The sequence below is a fragment of the Streptomyces luteireticuli genome (assembly GCF_041519305.1).
GTDB lineage: Bacteria > Actinomycetota > Actinomycetes > Streptomycetales > Streptomycetaceae > Streptomyces > Streptomyces luteireticuli.
This window is the reverse complement of the sequence record NZ_CP167927.1, coordinates 5325575-5348118: the sequence shown is the minus strand read 5'-3', so window position 1 is coordinate 5348118 and position 22544 is coordinate 5325575. Positions and strand designations below refer to the sequence as shown.

15 protein-coding genes are annotated in these 22544 nt (G+C 70.4%); 6 read left to right on the top strand and 9 right to left on the bottom strand.

Going from position 1 to position 22544, the window contains the following annotated elements; translation table 11 throughout:
- Nucleotides 1-79 precede the first annotated feature (79 nt).
- The 3 genes from AB8735_RS24040 to AB8735_RS24030 all read right to left on the bottom strand — a co-directional run bounded on the left by AB8735_RS24040 (nucleotide 80) and on the right by AB8735_RS24030 (nucleotide 6403).
- Complete coding sequence (locus AB8735_RS24040) at nucleotides 80-1711, bottom strand: ABC transporter substrate-binding protein (RefSeq protein ID WP_372409308.1); 1632 nt, start codon at nucleotides 1709-1711, stop codon at nucleotides 80-82.
- A 395-nt stretch (nucleotides 1712-2106) separates the two neighbouring features.
- Nucleotides 2107-4014, bottom strand: a complete 1908-nt coding sequence (typA, locus tag AB8735_RS24035) for a translational GTPase TypA (protein ID WP_372409305.1) — start codon at nucleotides 4012-4014, stop codon at nucleotides 2107-2109.
- A 433-nt stretch (nucleotides 4015-4447) separates the two neighbouring features.
- Nucleotides 4448-6403 (bottom strand): ABC transporter family substrate-binding protein, encoded by a 1956-nt coding sequence (locus tag AB8735_RS24030; protein WP_372409302.1) that lies wholly within the window; start codon nucleotides 6401-6403, stop codon nucleotides 4448-4450.
- 354 nt (nucleotides 6404-6757) lie between these two features.
- Here AB8735_RS24030 and AB8735_RS24025 point away from each other — a divergent pair, with 354 nt between their 5' ends.
- Genes AB8735_RS24025 through AB8735_RS24005 form a run of 5 tightly spaced genes read left to right on the top strand, consistent with a single transcriptional unit; the run spans nucleotide 6758 to nucleotide 12741 of the window.
- Entirely contained in the window at nucleotides 6758-7042 is a 285-nt protein-coding gene (locus AB8735_RS24025; protein ID WP_344020279.1) for a hypothetical protein, read from the top strand.
- A 53-nt stretch (nucleotides 7043-7095) separates the two neighbouring features.
- Nucleotides 7096-7977 carry a hypothetical protein gene (locus AB8735_RS24020; protein WP_372409300.1) on the top strand — a complete coding sequence of 294 codons (882 nt, stop codon included), beginning with the start codon at nucleotides 7096-7098 and terminating at the stop codon, nucleotides 7975-7977.
- A 13-nt stretch (nucleotides 7978-7990) separates the two neighbouring features.
- The gene (locus AB8735_RS24015) at nucleotides 7991-9928 is read left to right on the top strand and encodes a fumarate reductase/succinate dehydrogenase flavoprotein subunit (protein WP_372409297.1); all 1938 of its coding nucleotides are present in this window, start codon (nucleotides 7991-7993) and stop codon (nucleotides 9926-9928) included.
- On the top strand, nucleotides 9925-10716 hold the full coding sequence (locus tag AB8735_RS24010) for a succinate dehydrogenase/fumarate reductase iron-sulfur subunit (protein ID WP_344020286.1): 792 nt from the start codon (nucleotides 9925-9927) through the stop codon (nucleotides 10714-10716). Before AB8735_RS24015 ends, AB8735_RS24010 begins: the two co-directional genes overlap by 4 nt.
- Nucleotides 10717-10770: 54 nt before the next feature.
- Nucleotides 10771-12741, top strand: a complete 1971-nt coding sequence (locus AB8735_RS24005; protein WP_372409295.1) for a TPM domain-containing protein — start codon at nucleotides 10771-10773, stop codon at nucleotides 12739-12741.
- 119 nt (nucleotides 12742-12860) lie between these two features.
- Here the strand turns inward: AB8735_RS24005 and AB8735_RS24000 are convergent, their stop codons facing one another.
- The 5 genes from AB8735_RS24000 to AB8735_RS23980 form a co-directional block, all read right to left on the bottom strand.
- The gene (locus AB8735_RS24000; RefSeq protein ID WP_372411904.1) at nucleotides 12861-15356 is read right to left on the bottom strand and encodes a SpoIIE family protein phosphatase; all 2496 of its coding nucleotides are present in this window, start codon (nucleotides 15354-15356) and stop codon (nucleotides 12861-12863) included.
- A gap of 170 nt (nucleotides 15357-15526) precedes the next feature.
- Nucleotides 15527-15961, bottom strand: a complete 435-nt coding sequence (locus tag AB8735_RS23995; RefSeq protein WP_372409293.1) for an ATP-binding protein — start codon at nucleotides 15959-15961, stop codon at nucleotides 15527-15529.
- Nucleotides 15962-16099: 138 nt separating this feature from the next.
- The gene (locus AB8735_RS23990) at nucleotides 16100-16276 is read right to left on the bottom strand and encodes an SPOR domain-containing protein (protein WP_344020292.1); all 177 of its coding nucleotides are present in this window, start codon (nucleotides 16274-16276) and stop codon (nucleotides 16100-16102) included.
- Between the two features lie 131 nt (nucleotides 16277-16407).
- Nucleotides 16408-18045, bottom strand: a complete 1638-nt coding sequence (locus AB8735_RS23985) for an APC family permease (RefSeq protein ID WP_344020294.1) — start codon at nucleotides 18043-18045, stop codon at nucleotides 16408-16410.
- 280 nt (nucleotides 18046-18325) lie between these two features.
- On the bottom strand, nucleotides 18326-19078 hold the full coding sequence (locus AB8735_RS23980) for a GntR family transcriptional regulator (protein ID WP_372409290.1): 753 nt from the start codon (nucleotides 19076-19078) through the stop codon (nucleotides 18326-18328).
- A 225-nt stretch (nucleotides 19079-19303) separates the two neighbouring features.
- On the opposite strand from AB8735_RS23980, the gene AB8735_RS23975 reads away from it, so the two are divergent.
- Entirely contained in the window at nucleotides 19304-20707 is a 1404-nt protein-coding gene (locus AB8735_RS23975) for a M1 family metallopeptidase (RefSeq protein WP_372409288.1), read from the top strand.
- Between the two features lie 227 nt (nucleotides 20708-20934).
- On the opposite strand, the gene AB8735_RS23970 is transcribed toward AB8735_RS23975, so the two are convergent.
- Nucleotides 20935-21930, bottom strand: coding sequence for a helix-turn-helix domain-containing protein (locus AB8735_RS23970; RefSeq protein ID WP_372409285.1), 996 nt, complete (start codon nucleotides 21928-21930; stop codon nucleotides 20935-20937).
- Between the last annotated feature and the right edge of the window lie 614 nt (nucleotides 21931-22544).

The window sequence follows — 22544 nt, the reverse complement described above, 5'->3', positions numbered from 1 at the left end:
TCGCCGACGGGCCCAGCGGCCACCCAAGTCCTTGTGGGGGAGCGGCCGCTGGGCCTGCGTCACTGCAAGCGTCCCGGTGTTACTTCTTGACCTCGACCTCGGTCCAGACGGCCTGCCGCTGGTAGTCGATCTTCACGTTCTGCACGCGCTTGGAGTAGCCCGCGACGGTGTGGTCGGTGAAGAGCGGGATGGCCGGCATCTGGTCCTGCATGATCTTCTTCTCGGCCTCGAAGTAGCCCTTGTTGGCCGCGTCCTCGGTCTTGGCCTCGTCCGCCTTGTCCATCAGCGCGTCGACGGACTTGTCGCTGAAGCCCATGTCGTTGGCGCCGGCGCCGGTGCGGAACTGCTCGGTGACGAAGTTGGCGATGTTCGGGAAGTCCATCACCCAGGCCATACGGAACGGGTTGCTGAGCTTCTTGTCGGTGATCAGGTCGCGGGCCTCCTGGAAGGTGGACTTCGCGTCGGTCACGCACTCGACGCCGGCGTTCTGCCGGATGTCGTTGCAGACCGCGTCCACCCACTCCTTGTTGGCACCGTCGGCGTTGTAGGTGATGGTCACCTTGTTGCCCGGGACGCCGCCGCCCTGCTTGATGAGGTCCTTGGCCTTGGCCGGGTCGAACTTGCAGAACTCGCCGCAGGCGCCGTCCTGCCAGCCCGGGATGCCCTTCGGCGTGAAGCCGGTGGCCGCGTCCTTGCTGCCGCTGAGCGCGGTCTTGGCGATGGTCTCGCGGTCGATCGCCATGGACAGGCCCTGGCGGACCTTGACCTTCTCGGGCTTGCCCCACTCCTTGTCGTAGAGCGGGAAGGCGATGTTGGTGTTGCCGCCGTACGGCTGGCTGATGGCGCGCTTGCCCAGGTCGCTCTGGAACTTGCTCACCTGGGAGTTGGGCACCTGGTACATGATGTCGATCTTGTCCGACAGCAGGTCCGCGTAGGCCGCGTCGTCCTTGCTGTAGAACTTGAAGTCGATGCCGCCGTTCTTGGGCTTGTCGTCACCCTTGTAGTCGGCGAACTTACGGACCTTCAGCTCGACCTTGTGCGCCCACGAACCCTCCATCTTGTAGGGGCCGTTGCCGATGGGGTGCTCGCCGAAGGCCTTGGGGTCCTTGTAGAACGCCTCGGGGAGCGGGAAGAAGGCGTCGTAGTACAGCCGCTCCTTGAAGGTGGAGACCGGCCGCGCGAGCTCGATGGTGAACTCGTTGTCGTTGACGACCTTCAGGCCCGACATCGTGTCGGTCTTGGGGTCGCCCTCCTTGGGGTGGACGTCCTCGTAGCCCTTGATGGCCTCGTACCAGGAGGAGTTGAGCTGGGCGTTCTTGGCGTTGGCCGCCCAGTTCCAGGCCTTCACGAAGGAGTTCGCGGTGACCGTCTCGCCGTTGTGGAACTTCCAGCCCGGCTTCAGCTTGACGGTGAAGTGCTGGTTGTCAGTGGTGTCGACGCTCTGCGCCTGGGCCATCTGCAGCTTGTTGTTGATGTCGAAGGTGACCAGGCCGCGGAACATGTTGGCCATCATGTAGTGGCCGCCGACCTCGTTGGTGTTGGTCGGAATGAGCCCGCGCTGCGGCTCGGTGTTGTAGTAGCTGAACACGCCGTTGGGGTCAACGGCCGCGTTCCCCTCGTCATCGTTGCTGCTGCCACCGCCACAGGCTGTCGCCGCCATGGCGACGACTATCGCGCCCACGACCCACTTGGCGCTCTTGGCACCGCGCATGGGTATCCCTCCTCAGGAGTCCACTGTCACCAGATAGGAGGAACCGGCCCCCATGGCGCTGACACCCCTGACAGCGCAACAGGAACCGGAACCCCCGAGTGTGCTCGTGAGTCGGCGCGCTCCCCAACAGCGCGTTGACCCATTGACCCGAGCTAATGGCCCCACTATTGAGCACCACCGCCCCGTAAACCACACTTAAAGGGTTTCGCTTTGGTCACATCGATCAGCCATACGTGCCCGAAATCCGGACAAACACCACCCAGACAGACAGCGACGAATCGGGTCGATGACCCAAGAATCCGGATCTGCCTGTCCGTTATCCGGACAGACATGGCAAAGGCCCGGCCCCTCCGCAGTGTTGCGGAGGGGCCGGGCCCGATGAGCTGCTACAGGGCTCAGCCGTGCTTGGCGCGCGAAGCGCTGCGGCCGCGCTCCTTCTGGTCCAGGACGACCTTGCGGATGCGGACCGCCTCCGGGGTCACCTCGACGCACTCGTCGTCGCGGCAGAACTCCAGGGACTGCTCCAGCGACAGCTTGCGCGGCGGGACGATCGCCTCGAAGGAGTCGGCGGAGGAGGAGCGCATGTTGGTGAGCTTCTTCTCCTTGGTGATGTTGACGTCCATGTCGTCGGCGCGCGAGTTCTCGCCGACGATCATGCCCTCGTAGACCTCGGTGCCCGGGTCGGTGAAGAGGACGCCGCGCTCCTGGAGGTTCGTCATCGCGAAGGCGGTGACGGCACCCGCGCGGTCGGCGACCAGGGAGCCGTTGTTGCGGGTCTTCAGCTCGCCGAACCAGGGCTCGTGGCCCTCGTGGATCGAGTGGGCGATACCGGTGCCGCGGGTGTTCGTCAGGAACTCCGTACGGAAGCCGATCAGACCGCGGGACGGGACGACGAACTCCATGCGGACCCAGCCGGAGCCGTGGTTGGACATGTTGTCCATCCGGCCCTTGCGGGTGCCCATGAGCTGCGTGACCGCGCCCATGTGCTCCTCGGGGACGTCGACCGTGAGGCGCTCGACCGGCTCGTGCGTCTTGCCGTCGACCTCCTTGGTGACGACCTGCGGCTTGCCGATGGTCATCTCGAAGCCCTCGCGGCGCATCTGCTCGACCAGGATGGCCAGCGCCAGCTCGCCACGGCCCTGGACCTCCCAGGCGTCGGGGCGCTCGGTGTCCAGCACGCGGAGCGAGACGTTACCGATCAGCTCGCGGTCCAGACGGTCCTTGACCTGGCGGGCGGTGACCTTGCGGTCCTTGACCGCGGACTTGGCGTCCGCGCCCTTGCCCGTGCCGCCACGGCCGACCAGCGGCGAGGTGTTGGTGCCGATGGTCATGGAGATCGCGGGCTCGTCGACCGTGATCAGCGGCAGGGCGACCGGGTTCTCCGGGTCGGCCAGGGTCTCGCCGATCATGATGTCGGGGATACCGGCGACGGCGCAGATGTCGCCCGGGCCCGCCACCTCGGCCGGCTTGCGGGTGAGCGCCTCGGTCATCATCAGCTCGGTGATGCGGACGTTGGAGATCGAGCCGTCGCGCTTGATCCAGGCCACCGTCTGGCCCTTGCGCAGCTCGCCCTGCTCGACGCGGAGCAGCGCGATACGGCCGAGGAAGTTGTCGGCGTCGAGGTTGGTGACGTGGGCCTGGAGCGGCGCGTCCTCCTCGAACGCCGGAGCCGGGACGTGCTCCAGGATGGTGGAGAAGAACGGCTCCAGGTTGGTGCTGTCCGCCGGGACGGTGCCGTCCTCCGGCTTGGTCAGCGAGGCGATGCCGTCACGGCCGCAGGCGTAGACGATCGGGAACTCGATCTGGTCCTCGTCGGCGTCCAGGTCGAGGAAGAGGTCGTAGGTCTCGTTGACGACCTCGTCGATGCGGGAGTCCGGGCGGTCCGTCTTGTTGATGCACAGGATGACCGGCTTCCGCTGCTGGAGCGCCTTGCGGAGCACGAAGCGGGTCTGCGGCAGCGGGCCCTCGGAGGCGTCGACGAGGAGGACGACCGCGTCCACCATCGACAGACCGCGCTCGACCTCGCCACCGAAGTCGGCGTGGCCGGGGGTGTCGATGATGTTGATCGTGATCGGGGCCCCGCCGTCCTTGGGGTGATACTTCACCGCCGTGTTCTTGGCGAGGATCGTGATGCCCTTCTCACGCTCCAGGTCGTTCGAGTCCATGACGCGGTCGTCGACGGACTCGAGCTGGTGCGCGGCGAAGGCGCCGGCCTGCTTGAGCATGGCGTCGACGATGGTCGTCTTGCCGTGGTCGACGTGGGCGACGATGGCGACGTTACGAATGTCGTGGCGCGTGGGCATACTTGCGGCGCTTCTCCCGGAATCGTGGATGGCGGCGCGTACGGTCCGGTACGCGTGCCTGCCGGGCGGATCAAGCCACGGCCTCACTCCATGGTACGGGGAAGTGGCGGATTGGGCTGCCCGGGGATGTGCGCGGGTGCTCTGACCTGCGGTTTCTTTTCCCCCAGCCCGCCCTTTCACCGTTTCTTCCGGGGCTCCGCCCCCTCGGCCCCGGCACCGCGCTCCGCGCGGGTGGGCGGGGCTTCGCCCCTGCGCCCCACCGGGGGCTCCGCCCCCTGGACCCCCAAAGCGCCCTCCAGGCTGATCCAGCCCGTCCGGCGCTTGAGGACAATGCGGCGGAGCCGCATTGCGGGGCCGAGGGGGCGGAGCCCCGGAAGAAACGGTGAAAGGGCGGGCCAGGGGAGAACTCACCGCGCGAACCACGCGGAACCGCTCACCGCCGGAACCCCACATCCTGATACCGCGGGCTCGCCAGCCCGAACGCCCCCGCGTTCGCGACCGACCGCCGCGTCACGACCAGCTCCGGCCGCTGGTAGAGCGGAATCGCCGCGGCCGCCGCCCAGATCCGGGCGTCCGCCCGCAGCACCAGATCGCGCGCCGCGTCCGCGTCCAGCTCCGTGGAGGCCTGGTCGAAGAGCCGGTCGATCTGGTCCGTCCCCACCCGGGTGTAGTTCTGCTCGACCTGGAGCGAGCCGTCCGCCGCCGGCTGCGGCTTGGCGAAGATCGGCCGGGCGTCGGTGGCGGGGAAGGCGCTGGCGGGCCAGGAGTAGAGGGCCAGGTCGAAGTCGCCGGAGGCGACGTGATCCTTGAAGAAGCCCGCGTCCTCGACCTTGACGATCTCCGTGCGGATGCCCACCGCGTCGAGCCGCCGGGCGATCCGCGCCCCGACCTCCCGCAGCGGCTCGGCCCCCGCCCCCTTCGGCAGGACGAAGCGGAGGGTCAGCTTCTTGCCCTCCTTGAAGCGGACCGGGGCGAGGCCGCCCTTGCCCCCGTCGGAGTCCTTCTCGTCCTCCGGCAGCTGCCCGTCGCCGCCGAACTCCGGCACTTCCTCCGCCGACGGGACCTCGGCCTTGTCGTCCGGGTGCCCGGCGGCGGGCCGCTGCGGCCCCGCCTGCGCCGGCCGGCGCCGCGGCGGTTCGCCCTTGCCCTCCTTCCAGCCCGCGTCGGCCAGCAGGTCCCGGGCCGCCCCGGGGTCGGGGGAGCCGAGGGCGTCGCTGTTGTCCTCGTAGCCCGGCTGCCCGGCCACCAGGACGTGGCTGCCGAGCGGGGCGGCGGGCAGGCCCAGGGGGGCCAGGACGAACTCGGCGAGCGCCTTGCGGTCGATGGCCCGCGCCACGGCGCGCCGCACCCGCTCGTCCGAGAGCGGCCCGGCGGCGCCGTTCAGCGCCAGCTGGGTGTAGGCGGGCTCCAGCGCGCGGTGCACGGCCAGCCCGCGCAGGCCGTCCGCCGCGGCCGGCTTGTTGGCGTCGTCCCCCTTGCGCTGCCGCGGCGGCTCGTTCGCCCTGGTGATCCGGTCGGCCGCGGCGGGGGTGACCTCGGCGACGTCGAGTCCGCCGCCCGCCAGCGCGGCGGGCCGCTCGTCGCGCGGGACGGCGCGCAGCACCAGCCGGTCGAGCTTGGCCCGGTCGCCCCACCACCGCGGGTTGCGGACGAGCGCCAGGGTGCCCTGCGCGTCGTCGCGCCCGGCCACCTGGAACGGACCGGCCGAGAACGGGAGGGCCTTGCGCATCGAGTCGTTGAAGGCGTTCCCGGTGCCCATCGCCGCCCGGGGGTAGAGCGGGGTGAAGAGGCCGGCCCAGTCGGCATAGGGCTTCGTAAAGGTGACCTTGACCTCGTGGGCGTCGGCGCCGCGCTCGACCCGGGCGATCCGGTCGTACCCGGCATTCCCCGCCGTCCAGAACGCGCTGTCCTTGCCGCGCAGGGCCTTCCACTGGGCCTCGAAGTCGGCGGCGGTGACGGGTGTGCCGTCGTTCCACACCGCGCGGGGGTTGAGGCGGTAGAGGACGACCTGCTCCGGTTCGCGCCGGACGACGCCGGCGGCGGTCAGGTAGTCGGCGTTGCGCTGCGGGCGGCCGTGGACGTCGAGGGTGAAGAGGGTGGGCAGCACCGCCGCGGCCACCCGCTGGGCGGTGGCGTCGGCGTCCGACTGGAAGACGTTGTACGTGGCCGGCAGGGCGTCGACGGCCCACGTCAGGGCGCCCTTGTCGGCGACCTTCGACCGGGGGGCGGCCGCGATGTCCTGGGTGGCGCCCGGCAGTTCGGCCCCGGCGCCGCCGTCGCCGCCGCAACCGGCCAGGACGGGCAGCGGGAGCAGGAGCCCGACGGCGAGCAGGGCGGCGGGACGGTACGAGCGGGAGCGGGAACGGGAGTGCGTGCGGATGACGGACATGGGGGTGACAACCTCCGCCGTACGGGGCCGGATCCTTCGGATCGCTCAGGGATTCGCTCAGGGATTCGCTCGGGGACGGGATCGCTCAGTCGGCGCATTGCGCGGCTGATCCGATCTTCTCCGCCCACTGAAGGCGACGGCCCGGACGAAGGCATGCCGACACGGCGCCGCCGCCCCGCACGCCACCCACCTGGACGAACGTTTGGGCAGCGGCAGGCCGACCGAGGAATGCGCTCCCGCGAAGGTGCAATCGGGGCGGCTATCTTCCCCTGAAGGGGTGTGACGCGCGACACTCTCTGTCGCATCACCGTCGCCACCCGCAACCGCCGACGATCGCGGAAGTGAGGGCAAACCGTGTCCCTGAACGACGATTTGACTTCTGTTCAGCGCTGCCTGGGCGAACTCGACCGAGCCCTCGGACGGCTGGAGCGACAGCTGGGCAGCGACGGTCCGGAGCTGCGGCGGATGCGTTCCGACGCCGGTCATCTGCGGGACAGCTTCTCGCTGTTGCGCGAGACCCAGCCGCCGGAGCGGCCCCGTCCGGCCATGGTGACGATCCCCGACACCCCGTACGACGCCTCGCTGTGGCGGGACGCCGACGAGGAGGGGATCGGCTCCCGGGACCGCCGCGCCCCCTAGCGGCCGTCCGGCACCCGCCAACCCCACACCCCACGCTCCTCCCGGAGTCCCCCTTGTCAACTGGCACCGATCCGTCGACCGGAACCGGTCCCCGGCCATCCGCCGGCACCGGCCCCCGGCCCGCCGTCCCCGCCCCCGCGGCGGGCGGCGGCGTCCACCACCCCTCGCGGGCCGCGATCCCGGCCCCCCATCTGCGCCGCGACCGCTGGTGGCTGGCGCCCGCCGCCACCACCACCGGGCTGCTGATCTTCGTCGTCTACGCCACCTGGCGGGCCTTCGCGGACGAGCGCTACTACGCGGCGCCCTACATCTCGCCGTTCTACTCGCCGTGCTTCGCCACCCGCTGCGTCCCGATGAAGGACGGCGCCTCCTGGGGGCTGTTCGGCGACTGGTGGGCGCTCTCCCCCGCCCTGCTGGTCCTGATCTTCCCGCTGGGCTTCCGGCTGACCTGCTACTACTACCGCAAGGCCTACTACCGGGGCTTCTGGGCCTCGCCCCCGGCCTGCGCGGTCGCCGAGCCGCACAAGAAGTACACCGGCGAGACCCGCTTCCCGCTGATCCTGCAGAACGTGCACCGCTACTTCTTCTACGCGGCGGTGCTCGTGGCGGCCGTCCTCACCTACGACGCCGCCATCGGCTTCCGCAACGAGCACGAGGAGTGGGGCCACATGGGCCTGGGCACCCTCGTCCTCGTCGCCAACGCCGTGCTGATCTGGGCCTACACGCTCTCCTGCCACTCGTGCCGGCACATCGTCGGCGGACGCCTGCGCACCTTCTCCAAGCACCCCGTCCGCTACCGCATGTGGACCTGGGTGGGCCGGCTCAACGCCCGTCATATGGCGCTCGCCTGGGCCTCGCTGGTGAGCGTCGCGCTGGCCGACCTGTACGTATACCTGGTCGCGGGCGGCGTGTTCGACGACCCGAGCTTCTTCTAGGGGAGACGTTTCGATGACACGGGTGGACCGGCAGTCCTGGGACGTGGTCGTGGTGGGCGCGGGGGGCGCCGGGCTGCGGGCCGCGATCGAGGCCCGCGAACAGGGGCTGCGCACCGCGGTGATCTGCAAGTCGCTGTTCGGCAAGGCGCACACGGTCATGGCCGAGGGCGGCATCGCGGCCTGCATGGGCAACGTCAACGCGCACGACAACTGGCAGGTGCACTACCGCGACACGCTCCGCGGCGGCAAGTTCCTCAACAACTGGCGGATGGCCGAACTCCTCGCCCGCGAGGCCCCGCAGCGGGTGTGGGAACTGGAGACCTGGGGCGCGGTCTTCGACCGCACGCCCGACGGGCGGATCTCGCAGCGCAACTTCGGCGGGCACGAGTACCCGCGGCTGGCGCACGTCGGCGACCGCACCGGGCTGGAGCTGATCCGCACGCTCCAGCAGAAGGTCGTCGCCCTCCAGCAGGAGGACAAGCGGGAGTTCGGGGACTACGAGGCCCGGCTGAAGGTCTTCCAGGAGTGCACGGTCACCCGGGTGCTGAAGAACCGTTCCGGGCCGGGCGGCCGGGTCTCCGGCGTCTTCGGCTACGAACGGGAGTCCGGGCGCTTCTTCGTCCTGGAGGCGCCGGCGGTGGTGCTGGCCACCGGCGGCATCGGCAAGTCCTTCAAGGTGACCTCCAACTCCTGGGAGTACACCGGCGACGGGCACGCGCTGGCGCTGCTGGCCGGGGCCCGGCTGGTCAACATGGAGTTCGTCCAGTTCCATCCCACGGGCATGGTCTGGCCGCCGTCCGTCAAGGGCATCCTCGTCACCGAGTCGGTGCGCGGCGACGGCGGGGTGCTGCGCAACAGCGACGGCAAGCGGTTCATGTTCGACTACATCCCCGAGGTCTTCAAGGAGAAGTACGCCGAGACGGAGGCCGAGGGCGACCGCTGGTACACCGACCCGGAGCACAACCGCCGTCCGCCGGAGCTGCTTCCGCGCGACGAGGTCGCCCGGGCGATCAACGCCGAGGTGAAGGCGGGCCGGGGCTCGCCGCACGGCGGGGTGTTCCTGGACGTGTCGACCCGGATGCCCGCGGACGCCATCCGCCGCAAACTCCCCTCCATGCACCACCAGTTCAAGGAACTGGCGGACGTCGACATCACCGCCGAGGCGATGGAGGTCGGCCCCACCTGCCACTATGTGATGGGCGGCATCGAGGTGGAGCCGGACACCGCGGCGGCGGTCGGGGTGCCGGGCCTGTTCGCGGCCGGCGAGGTGGCGGGCGGACTGCACGGTTCCAACCGGCTCGGCGGCAACTCCCTCTCCGATCTTCTGGTGTTCGGGCGGCGCGCGGGTCTGTACGCGGCGCGGCACGCGGCGGAGCTCGGACCCGACGGGCGGCCGGAGGTGTCGGACACGGACATCGCCTCGGCCGAGGCGGAGGCGCTCCGTCCGTTCGGCGCCGAGGAGACGGGCGACGCGGAGAACCCGTACACCCTCCACCAGGAGCTCCAGCAGTCGATGAACGACCTGGTCGGCATCATCCGCAGGGCGCCCGAGATGGAGGAGGCGCTGCACCGGCTCTCCGCCCTGCGGGCCCGGGCCCGCAGGGCGGCGGTCGAGGGGCACCGGCAGTTCAACCCCGGCTGGCACCTGTCCCTGGACCTGCGCAACATGCTGCTGGTCAGCGAGTGCGTGGCGCGTGCCGCGCTGGAGCGCGCGGAGAGCCGGGGCGGGCACACCCGCGACGACCACCCGGGGATGGACCGGCGGTGGCGGCGGGTCAACCTGGTGTGCCGGCTGGCCGACGACAGCGCGGAGCCGGCCGCCGAGGACCCGGCGCTCGGCCGCATCCGGCTGGAGCGGCAGGACGCTCCCCCGATGCGCCCGGACCTGCTGGAGCTGTTCGAGAAGGACGAGCTGAAGAAGTACCTGACGGACGAGGAGCTCACCCGATGAGTTATCAGGCGCACTTCAAGGTGTGGCGGGGTGACGCGGACGGGGGCGGCCTCGACGACTACGAGGTCACCGTCAACGAGGGCGAGGTCGTCCTCGACGTCATCCACCGGCTCCAGGCCACCGCCGCCCCGGACCTGGCCGTCCGCTGGAACTGCAAGGCGGGCAAGTGCGGTTCGTGCAGCGCGGAGATCAACGGCCGTCCGCGGCTGATGTGCATGACCCGGATGTCCGTCTTCGACCCGGCCGAGACGGTCACGGTCACCCCGATGCGGGCCTTCCCCGTCGTCCGGGACCTGGTCACCGATGTCTCGTTCAACTACGCCAAGGCGCGCGAGGTGGCCGCGTTCGCGCCGCCGGCGGAGCTGGAGCCGGGCGAGTACCGGATGCAGCAGCAGGACGTGGACCGGGTCCAGGAGTTCCGCAAGTGCATCGAGTGCTTCCTGTGCCAGGACACCTGCCATGTGGTGCGTGACCACGAGGAGAACAAGACGGCGTTCGCCGGGCCGCGCTTCCTGATGCGGGTCGCCGAGCTGGACATGCACCCGCTGGACGCGGCCGCCGAGGCGGGCGTGGACCGCAAGGCCGCGGCCCGCGAGGACCACGGGCTCGGCTACTGCAACATCACCAAGTGCTGCACGGAGGTCTGCCCCGAGCACATCAAGATCACCGACAATGCCCTGATCCCGCTGAAGGAGCGGGTCGTGGACCGCTCGTACGACCCGCTGGTGTGGCTGGGGAGCAAGATCCTCCGTCGGGGCGCGAAAAGCGGATCGGAGCACGGAGCGTAATACCACACGTGCTCCGGGTAGCGACTTTGACAAACCGGTCATACGCTCCGAAGTGTGACGCGGCTTCTGAGTCGGTACGGGACCGGGGCGCCGGGGTGGGCCATACTCGGCGCACTCTTCGTCCTGTGCGGCGCACTGCTGCTCCCCGCGCCGCCCGCCGCCCTCGCCGAGACCCCGCTCGACCTGGAGGCCGGCGGCCGCGTCACCGACACCGTGGGCGCCCTCGGCCGCCGCCGCTCCCAGGTCGAGGCCGCCCTCGCCCGGCTGGCCGACCGGCGCGTCCAGCTGTACGTCACCTACGTCCGCGACTTCTCCGGGCGCGCCGCGCACGACTGGGCCGACGCCACCGCCGACCGCAACGGCCTCGGCCCGCACGACGTGCTGCTCGCCATCGCCACCAACCCGCGGCAGTTCGCGGTCTCCGCCGCCCAGGACTCGGGCTTCCGCGCCGAGCAGCTGGCGCAGGTCGCCTCGGTCGCCATCGGCCCCGCCCTCAAGGAGCACGACTGGGCCGGGGCCGCGATCGGCGCCGCCGACGGCTACCGCTCCGTCCTCGCCGGGCAGCCCGTGCGCCCACCCGTCATCGTCCCCGGCCGCACCGACCCGGGCGGCAGCGGACTGCTCCCCGGCGACCGGCGGTTCTGGATCCCCGTGGCCTGCGGGACGCTGCTGATCCTGGCCGGCCTGTACCTGCGCGGGCGGCGGGCGCGCCACCGGCCCGCGCCCCCGCCCCCGGACCCGCCGCTGGTGGCCACCACCACCCCGCCGGGGCTGGCCCGCATGGCACAGCCGCTCACCCCGCTGCCCGAGCTGGACGCGGAGGCGGCGGCCGGCCTCGTCGGGACGGACGACGCGGTGCGCACCAGCGCGGAGGAACTCCCGTTCGCCCTGGCCCAGCTCGGCGAGGACGCGGTGCGGCCGTTCGCCGAGGCCGTGGCCTACGCCCGGACGGAGCTCGACGCCGCGTTCCGGCTGCGGCAGCGGCTGGACGACGCACCGGTGCGCGACGACGACTTCCGCCGGCACGCCCTCGACGAGATCTGCTCCCGCTGCACCAGCGCCAACCGGCGGCTGGACGCCGAGGCGGCGGCCTTCGACCGGCTGCGCGACCTCACCGCGCAGGCGGCGCTGGTGCTCGACCGCGCCGAGGCCGCCGCACGGTCCCTGGCACCGCGCATCGACACCGCGCAGTACGCGCTCGCGTCGGTCGCCGGCCGCTGCACACCCGCGGCGCTGGCCCCCGCCGACGGGTACCCCGCGGAGGCCCGCGACCGGCTGGCCTTCGCCGAGGCCGCCTTCGCCGAGGCGCACACCGCGCTCGCGGAGGGCGAGCCGGAGCGGGCCGCGGTCTCGGTCCGCGCGGCCGAGGGCGCGCTGTCCCAGGCCCGCACCCTGGCGACGGCCGCGCTGCGGCACGCGTACGAACTGGGCGGCGCGGCGCGGCGGATGGCCTCCGCGCTGGTGGACGCCGAGGCGGCGGCCGCCGAGGCCCCCGCCGGCCCCGGCGCCCGGCTGCTGGACGCCGCCCGGCGGGAGGCGGCCTGCGAACGGATCGATCCGCGGGCGGTCCTGCGGCGGATCGACGAGGCGGCGGCCGCGCTGGACGGAACCGGCCCGGACACCGACCCCGCGCGCTCCGCCCGGGCCCGGGCCCGGGCCGGGCGCGCGGTGCTCGCCGCGCGGGGGGAGGTGGCCGGGGCGCGGGACTTCGTCACCACCCACCGCGGCGCGGTGGGCAGCCGGGCCCGCACCCGGCTGGCCGAGGCCGAACGCCTCCTGTCCCTGGCCCGCCCGCCGGACGGCTCGCTCCCGCCGTCCGCGGAGGCGGACGCGGAGCGCGCCGGGGAGTTGGCCCGGACGGCGCGGCGGCTGGCGGCGCGGGACGTGGGCGCGTACGACGCGGCGGAGCCGCCCGGCCGGGCGCTGGGGGGTGCGTTGCTGGGCGGCATCGTGCTGGCGGGTCTGCTGCCGGCGACGTTCGGGGGCGGGGCGACGCGGGGGCGCCTGGCGGCCCGGGAGGATTGAGCCCCGGGCACGGAATCAGCCCGTCCGGCGCTTGAGGACTTCGCCCGAAGGGCGAATGGGGTCCGGGGTCTCCCCGGAAGAAACGGTGAAAGGGCGGGCCAGGGGCAACAACACCCCCCTCAATAGAGGCTCATCAGAGCCTCCACCGCATCGGGCGCCCCCGACTCCCCATCCGGCAGCGCCAGTTCGAACCACACCGTCTTCCCGTCCGGAATCCTCCGGCTCCCCCACGCCGCACTCAGCAGCCCCACCAACTGCAGCCCCCGCCCGCCCTCGTCCGTGTCCCGCGCCCGCCGCCGCCGGGGCTGCACGGACCCTCCGTCCCAGACCTCGCAGACCAGCGTCCGGTCCAGCAGCAGCCGCAGCCGGATGTCGCCCTCGCCGTACCGCAACGCGTTCGTCACGAGCTCGCTCACCAGCAGCTCGGTGGTGTCCACCAGCGCCTCCAGCCCCCACTGCGGGAGCAGTTCGCGGGCCAGCTCGCGGGCGCGGGCGACCGAGCGCGGCTCGGGCGGGAGCGTCCAGTCGCCGACGTGCCCCGGCGGGAGCCCGCGCAGCCGGGCCATCAGCAGGGCGATGTCGTCCTCGCCGTGGTGGGTGTCCAGGGCGGAGAGGACGTGGTCGCAGACGTCCTCCAGCGGGCGCGCCGGATCCGTGAGCGCGTCCTGGAAGGCCTGGAGGCCCTCGTCCAGCGGGTGGTCGCGGGACTCGACCAGGCCGTCGGTGTAGAGGGCGAGCAGCGCCCCGTCCGGCAGTTCGAGCACCGTCTCCTCGAAGAGCTCGCCGCCGACGCCGAGCGGCATGCCGGGCTGCACCTCCAGCAGCCGGGCGGGCCGCCCCTCCTCCACCAGGACGGGCGGCAGATGACCGGCGTTGGCGACGGTGCACCGGCGGGTGACGGGGTCGTAGACGGCGTAGACGCACGTCGCGAGGTAGACCTCGGAGAGGTCGGCCGGGCGCACGCTGCCCCGCACGCCGCGCGAGGCGGACTGCTTGCCGCCGGGCCGGCCGAGCCCATGGGCGATCTCGTCCAGTGCGGAGAGCACCTCGGCCGGTTCCATGTCGAGCATGGCCAGGGTCCGTACGGCGGTGCGCAGTTCGCCCATGGCCACGGCGGCCCGCAGCCCGCGGCCCATCACGTCGCCGACGACGAGGGCCGTGCGGTGGCCGGGGAGCTCGATGACGTCGAACCAGTCGCCGCCCACCTCGGTCGCGGCGTTGCCCGGCAGATAGCGGCAGGCGATCTCCAGCCCGGCGGCCTCGGGGTCGACGGGGGGCAGCAGGCTGCGCTGGAGGATCAGGGCGCGCTCGTGCTCGCGCCGGTACAGGCGCGCGTTGTCGATGCAGACCGCGGCCCGCGAGGCCAGCTCGACCGCGACGGCCCGGTCGCGCTCGCCGAACGGCTCGCTGCCCCGGGTCCGGGTGAACTGCACCAGCCCGACGACCGTGTCGCGGGCGACCATCGGCACGGCCAGGGTGGACTGCCCGGACGCCCCGGGAACGGCCTGCGGCTGGGCCGTGCGCAGGGCGCCGGCGCACGGGGAGTGGAAGGCGTACCGGTGCACCTCGCCGACCTGGACGGCCTTCTCGCCCAAGGAGTCGGCGGACGTGTCGGGGGCCACCGGCGCCCCGGAGACCGCGCTGGCGAAGGCGACCCGGCGCAGCTCGGCGCTGCCGTCGGCGAGGCCGGGCGGCGCCTCGTCGCCGACCAGGAGCCCCTGGTAGAGGTCGACGGAGGCGAGGTCGCAGAACTGCGGCACGGCCACGTCCAGCAGTTCGCGCGCGGTGGTCTCCAGGTCGAGGGAGGTGCCGATGCGGGCGCTCGCCTCGTTGAGCAGCGCCAGGTTGCGCCGGACGCCCGCGGCCTCGCGCTCGGCGCGGCGGCGGCCGGTGACGTCGGTGGCGATGGCGGCCACGCCGATGGGCCGTCCGCTGCCGCCGTGCAGCCGGTAGAGCGAGACGGACCAGCGGCGCCGCTCGGCCTGTCCGGGCACCGGCCCGACGAGCTGGAGGTCGGCCACCGGCCGTCCGCTGTCCAGGACCTGGCGCAGGGCGGCGGTCAGCCGCTCGGCCTCGGAGCGCGGCAGGAAGTCGTGCGGGGTGCGGCCGCGGTGCCAGGCGACGGGACGGCCGAGGGCCTGGGCGAAGCTCTCGTTGACGCGGAGCAGCCGCAGGTCCGTGCCGAAGAAGAAGAATCCGAGGGGAGATTGGCCGAAAACGGCTTCGGAGGCCGCGATATCGGTCTCTATTCCCTGGAGTGCCCGCACGTCGACGGCCACGCAGAGCGCGGCGCGCTCCCCGCGTTCGTTGCGACTGGGCATCACATAGATCTCGGCCAGCCCCTGCTGCCGTTCGTCGCGCTGATAGGGGACGAGTCCCGTCCAGGCCCGGCCGTCAAGGTCGTGGCCGGGCAGCGCGTCCCCCGAAAAGAGGACCCCCTGCTGCGGGGTGGCGAACACGTCCTGGGGATCCCTGCCCAATGCCTGGCCCGGAGTTATCCCGAAGAGCTCGGCGGCCCGCTCGCTCCACTGCTCGATCCGGCCGTCGGGCCCCAGGGAGAAGGACGCCACGCGAATGTAGTCGTAGAGGGAGCCGGGCGGGCTGTTCTGCCACATCGAGGTGGTGTCCGTACCCTCCGGGCTGCCCGCCGCAGCACCCGCTGGCTTTTCGCTCACGTGCCCGTCCCCTCCGGCTCATGTGCTCGCACCGGCATCAGAAGGCCGAGTATCCAGCACCGGAGCCCCTCGGAACACGGACTTCACGATCACAGCACGGTCTCAACCCGCTATGTGTCCTCCCCTGGTTCGCGGGGTGGCAAGCTCAGTTCGAACCAGACCGTCTTGCCGTTGACGCCGGGCCGGGTGCCCCAGCGGCGGGAGGCCAGGGCGACGAGCTGGAGTCCGCGGCCGCCCTCGTCGTCACTGGCGGCGGCGCGTTCGCGGGGCGGGTCGGGGAGCGGGTCGGAGACCTCGACCTGGAGCACATGTCCGGCGCGGGGGTACATCCGTACGCCGATGGGGCCGGTGGCGTGCCGCAGGGAGTTGGTGACGAGCTCGCTGACGAGCAGGACCGTCACATCGGTGACGGCGTCGAGTCCCCACTCTCGCAGGGTGTCCCGGACGAGGGTGCGGGCGGTGCGCACCGCACCGGCCTCGGCGGGGAAGCTCCATTCGGCGAATCCCGGCGTCGATGCCAGTGCGCTGTCGCTCACGCCGACCACTTCCCAGACCGCTGCGCGAACCCGCCGGATTGCCCGGCTTGGGGCTAATAATCAGCACATACCCGGTATGGGGGTTGGCGTATCGCCGGTGCCCGCAGTCGGCGGACGGCGGGGATCAGGAGCGGGGACGGGCCGGGGTCAGGATGCCATCCGCACCCGCTCGACCGTGTAGAGCTGCTGATGGCCGGACGCGTCGAGCCGGTCCGCCACCCGTTCCGCTTCGGTTCTGGTGGCGTACCGGCCCACACGGTAGCGATTGCCGTTGTCGTCCTGGCGGATCACGAGCCAGGGCAGAAGCGGTTCGTTGTCACCCATCGCTCCTGCCCCTCCGCCGTGGCACCTCTCGTGAAGAAACCGCAGTCCGCATATGCCCGAGCGTACGCCCGACCTTTACGCAGCGGATACGGGTTTTCACGAAGAGGTACGCATTCGGCCACCCGCGCGGTTTACTTCGCCTTGGCCGGCTCCGGCTCGGGCTCCTCGTCGGCCTCCAGGGCCGCGATCTCCTTCTCGGTGGCGACCAGCGTCGGGTTGCGCCAGGCGCTGTTCACGCCCCAGAAGTAGAAGGCCAGACCGATCACGGCGACGACCAGCAGGTCCCAGCCCTCGGCCAGGTAGCCCTTGCCGCCGAACTCGGTGCCGCCGGCCCACGAGACGAACGCCATGACCACCAGGTACGCCACCATCCAGATGCCGGCCTTGAGGTGCGGCTTGAGCTCGGCCCACGGCTTGCGCAGCTCGTACCAGGCCCAGATCGGCAGACCGGCCGCCATGATCAGGATGACCTTGCCGGTGAGCGGCCACTTGCCCCAGTAGAGGACGAGCGAGCCGAAGATCATCGCGATCGGGGCGATGACCGGCATGGCGCGCAGCTTGACCGGGCGCTTGAGGTCCGGGGCGATGCGGCGCAGCGACATCACGGCGACGGGGCCGGTGATGTACGAGATGACGGTCGCGACCGAGACGATCTCGGCGAGCGAGCCCCAGCCGCGGAAGACCGCGAGGAAGAGGAACGCGACGACCAGGTTGAGCAGCAGGGCCGGGCGCGGAACGCCGGTCTTGGGGTCGACCTTGCCGAAGATGCCCGGCAGGTGGCCGTTCTCCTGGACGCCGTGGATCATGCGCGAGGTGGTCGCGGCGTAGATCATGCCGGTGCCGGAGGGCGAGATGAAGGCGTCCGCGTAGAGGACGATCGCCAGCCAGTTCAGGCCCCAGGCGATGGCCAGGTCGGCCAGCGGGGACTTGTAGGTGAGGGCGCTCCAGCCGTCGGAGAGGTCCGCGGACGGGACGGCCATCAGGAAGGCGACCTGCAGCGCGATGTAGATGACCAGCGCGATCAGGATGGAGCCGATGACGGCCTTGGGCAGCGACTTGCCCGGGTTGCGGGCCTCACCGGCCATGTTCAGCGGGGACTGGAAGCCGTTGTAGGCCCAGACGATGCCGGAGGTGGCCACCGCCGTGAACACCGCGCTCCAGCCGTTGGGCGCGAAGCCGCCGGACACCTCGATGTTGTGGGTGTCGAAGTGCGACCACATCAGGGCGCCCGCGGTCAGGACCGGGACGACGACCTTGAAGACGGTGATCGCGTTGTTGGTCTTGGCGAACAGGGTGATCGCGAACCAGTTGAGGAAGAAGTAGAAGACCAGCAGGACGCTGGCGAGGGCCACACCGGTGCCGGTGAGCTCCTTGCCGTCGAAGAGGTCCTTGGCCCACTGCCACTTCCAGGAGCTCATGTACTGGACGGAAGCGGTCGCCTCACCCGGGATGACCGAGACGATCGCGATCCAGTTGGCCCAGGCGGCGAGATAGCCGGACAGCGAGCCGTGCGAGTACTGGCCGTAGCGGACCATGCCGCCGGCCTTGGGGAACATCGCCCCCAGCTCGCTGTAGGTCAGCGCGATGGTCAGGGCGACGACGGCGCCGATGACCCACGCGAGGATCGCCGCAGGGCCGGCGATGCCGGCGGCCCGCTGGGCGCCGAAGAGCCAGCCCGAGCCAATGATCGACCCGAGGCCGACGGCCGTCAGGGCCACCGGACCGAGAGTCCGGCGGTAATTGGAGTGAGACCCCTGTTCGGTACTCAACGCCCCGGTCCTCCTTTGCTTTCTACTCCTTCATGGCAGACACAAACCGCGCCATCGTACGAGCGATTTGGCCGAGTTGGTTCCGCCAAAAGCCCCTGACCTGGGGCTATGTGAGTTTTGCAACACGAGAAAAGGGGTCACCATAGCGGGGCGAAGGCGGGCATACCGTACAGTTCCTACCCTCGGGTAGGGATGGACTGTAAGGGCTGCTTTCGGGCTTCACTCCTGACTCACGAGTCAGTTCACGCCGCCGTCACACCCGTTCATCCGGACGCCATGGCTACTTCACCGGCAGGTGATAGGCGACCCGGTGCCGCTCGGCGAGCATCACCACGTCCGCCGTCTCGACCGGGCAGCCGCCCGCGAAGTACGTCCGGGACACCACCAGCACCCAGTGACCCGGCACCCCGCCCAGGGCGAGCGTCTCCTGGGCGAGCCCGGGGCGGACGCTGACCTCCTCCGTGACGTTGTCCACGACCAGGTCGATCGCGGCCATCCGCTCCACCACCCCGCGCCCGGCGAGCGGGCCCTCCTCGGGGAGCATCACCGGCGTCCGGCCGGTCAGGGCGAGCGGCTCCCAGGAGGTGGAGAGCATGGCGGGCTCGCCGGTGCAGCGGAAGAGATAGTCGGTGCGCATCACCTTGTCGCCGGCGGAGATCCTCAGCCGCTCCGCGACGGCGGCCGTCGCCGCGGCCTGCTCGCTGCGCGACTCCCAGGTGCCCTTGACCCTCGGGTCGGCCTGCTCCTGGCGGAACGGGGTGGACTCGCCCGCCGAGCGATATCCGGTGCGCACCACGAGGCGGCGCTCGGGGCGCTCCCGCACATAGGTGCCGGAGCCGGAACGGCCCTCCACCAGGCCCTCGGCCATCAGCACCTTGCGGGCCTCCAGGGCGACGGTGTCGGAGACGCCGTACTGCTCGCGGATGCGCGCCTGGGAGGGGAGCCGGGTGTGCGGCGGCAACTCCCCGGCGACGATCTTCTGGCGGAGATCTCCGGCGACGCGAAGATATGCGGGCTGGTCACCGAAAGCCACGTCCACTCCCAAGGTTGACGGTCCGCAACAGCTTGGCAACCCAGCGTCGCGATCCGCAACTCAAGGCCAAGGAATCACCAGATGTGGTGAATTGCAGCTCAGGGGCGAGTGGGCGGCGCCCGGAGCGACTCGGGAGCGACGCCCACGGGCACGTGCAATCCGCACTCTCCGTGGGCACATCTGCGACGATGCACCGGGGGTCCGGTGATCGCCAAGGAGTCGCCCGTGCGCCGCCCCTCCCCCCTCGTCCCCGCCCTCCTCGTCCCCGCTCTCCTGCTGGCCCCGAGCGCGGCCTGCGCACCCGCCGGAACGACCGTCCGCACCGCCGAGCAGCCCCCGGTGGCGGGCGCCAAGGGCGTCGGCGACCCGCTCTTCCCCACCATGGGCAACGGCGGCTACGACGTGCGGCACTACGCCATCGCCCTGTCCTGGGAGCCGAAGGGCAACGCCCTCACCGGCAGGGCCGAGATCGACGCCCGCACCGACCGGGCGCTGTCCTCCTTCAGCCTCGACTTCCACGGGATGGACGTGACGGGGGCGACCGTCGACGGCACCCCCGCCGCGGTCTCCCGGCGGGGCGACGAACTGCGGCTGACCCCGCCGCACCCGCTCGCCGCGGACGCCCCCTTCACCACCGTCATCTCCTACCGGGGCACTCCTCTCACCATCACGGACCCCGACGGCGCCAAGGAGGGCTGGCTCCCCTCCCCCGACGGCGCGGTCGCCCTCGGCGAGCCCAACGGGTCCATGACCTGGTTCCCCGGCAACCACCACCCCTCCGACAAGGCGGCGTACGACCTGTCGGTCAGCGTCCCCGAAGGCCTCACCGCAGTTTCCAATGGCGAACTCAGCAAACAGGAGACCTCCGGCGGCCGGACCGTCTTCGCCTGGCACACCGCCGAACCCATGGCCAGTTATCTGGCCACCGTCGCCATCGGGAAGTTCCGTCTGGAGCGGGGCGGCGGCCGCACGGTCCCCCAGACCGTCGCCCTCCACACCGCCCAGGCCGCCCACGCGGCGAAGGTGCCCGCCCAGGTCGCCGCCATGACCGACTGGGGCGCCCGGCTCTTCGGCCCGTACCCCTTCTCCTCCACCGGCGCCACCGTCGGCTCCGGCCCCCTCACCAAGTACGCCCTGGAGACCCAGACCCGCCCCTTCTTCACCCACGCCCCCGACGAGCTCTCCCTCGTCCACGAGATCACCCACCAGTGGTTCGGCGACTCCGTCACCCCGCGCACCTGGCGGGACATGTGGCTCAACGAGGGTTTCGCGACCTACGGCGAGTGGCTCTGGGAGGAGCAGCACGACGGCGTCAGCGCGGCCCGGTCCTTCGACGAGTACAACGCCCTCGACCGCCACGACAAGATCTGGTCGTTCCCACCCGCGAACCCCCCGTCCGCCGCCCATATCTCCGACGACCCCGTCTACTACCGCGGCGCGATGGCCCTCCACCGCCTCCGCGAAACGGTCGGCAACTCAGACTTCTTCACCATCCTCCGCACCTGGGCCACGGAACACCGCCACGCCAACGTCCGCACCGAGGACTTCACTTCCCTGTGCGAGAAGGTCTCGGGCAAGAACCTGAAGTCGCTGTTCGACACGTGGCTGTACCGGCAGGGAAAGCCGTAGGAACGCGGAAGGGGCCGCGCCATCAGGCGCGGCCCCTTCGACTCACGGCGGACGTCGGATGCGACTCCCCCACCTCACTATGAAGGATGCGGTGCTCATTCGGCCGAGACGCTCGTAGTCACTTTTACTCGGCCCTTGATCGTCTACATTCTAGCGCCCCTCGGCCAACACCTGATGCTTGAATATCCAGACCTTCCGCAGCGTTAGATTGACGGCAGAATTGGTCACTACCGAACGCCACCGCTCGCATGGAGGGCACCATTCTCAATGTCGTCGACATGGACGATGACATCCGGAATATCCTTGAAGTGCATGAGGGCTTTGACGGATACCTTGTAGCTCCGCCCCACTCTAGCCACAGGGAAAGGGAACTGCCCTGCCCTGATGAGTCGATGTGCGGCTGAATCAGATATTTCCATCACGTCCGCGGCTTCCCGGAGCCCGATGAACGAAGGGTAGAGGTCCGAGGCATAGTAGTAAAGGTTCGGATTGGAAATCTGAGATCGTGACAGCTTCGAGGCCCGCACCGCTTGACTGACTGAACCCGAACGGCAACCGGCACGAAGTCCATCGTGAAATTCTCGCACGGCGTCAAAGCAACCCAGCCTCTGAAGCAGCGCCCCGAGTCGCTCACCCCTGATCTGTTCTGCGACCCCTGCGTCACGAATACTGTTGATATCAATGATCGATGACGCCCTCAGCTCGGAGCCTTGGGTGTACATTTCCGGCTGGATAAATATCTCAGCGTCTTCCATCGAGTACTCCGACGAGGCAGCGTTCCCGTATCGGAAGGCCATCTCGAAGGCCGCCTTCACCATTCGATCCCTGACATGGCGCGGCGGAACACCCATGGCAGTGCCGGCCCATACATCCAATGCGGTTGCCACCATGGCCGACCGCATTTCTTCACGGTCGACTCGGAAGTCACGGGAGATCCTCGCGGACAGCGAACGGAAGCACGGAACGATGCAGTCGAGGATGACTAATCTCCATGTATCGTCACCATCCAGGTCACACAGCCTGCCCATTGCAATCATGGACTCCCACAAGCGGGAACTCGGAGCTGACCGGACTCCCGCCGAGATCGCCTCTGCGCGGAACTTCGCATAAGTGGGATGGCGCTTTATATCACATTCATTAACATCTCCCACATGCACACAAACCGGTGCTTCTCCGAAGATCTCGCGAACATTCCATTCGATACGATCGAAGATATCTGCCATGACTCGTGCTCCAATCTTCACGGCTCGTCCATAACAAAGTACGACGATCCGGGAAGATTCAAAGGCTCTTATCTGAGAGAGTCACTCAATCGCGTGAAGAATGCTGGGAAACTCAGCCATTGTGGGGTTCACTGTGGACCCACCAGGGCTGCTCGGTGCCCACGTCACCAGCCTCGTTGTTACAACGTGCGTTTTGGGCGACTGTGCGCCCGCGGCATCGCGTTCATTTCTGTCCGCGAGGGGCCAGTCAAGTTCACGCACCCGCTGCCGCGCCGGGTATGGGACTGCGTGCGTAGGCCCAGCGGGTAAGACGGGCGAGAACCCACGCGGACGCCCAGATGACAGGGCAGCGTGCTCGCCATGTCCCAACACGAGCCCAGCGTGTAGGGGTGACGACGTGAGATTTCCTGCCATCACCCCGGCACGGAAAAACCAGGGGCCCGACCCCGAAGAGTCGGACCCCTTCCGATCTGCATGTTTGCCGGATCAGCGAAGTAGCAGCCGCATGTCACCCGCTACACGTTGAAGCGGAACGTTCAGCACAGAGCTCCGACCTGCGAAAACGCGGTTTTCGGAGCCCTTGTCCAGCACCGATCCAGTACGGTGCGGGTTCA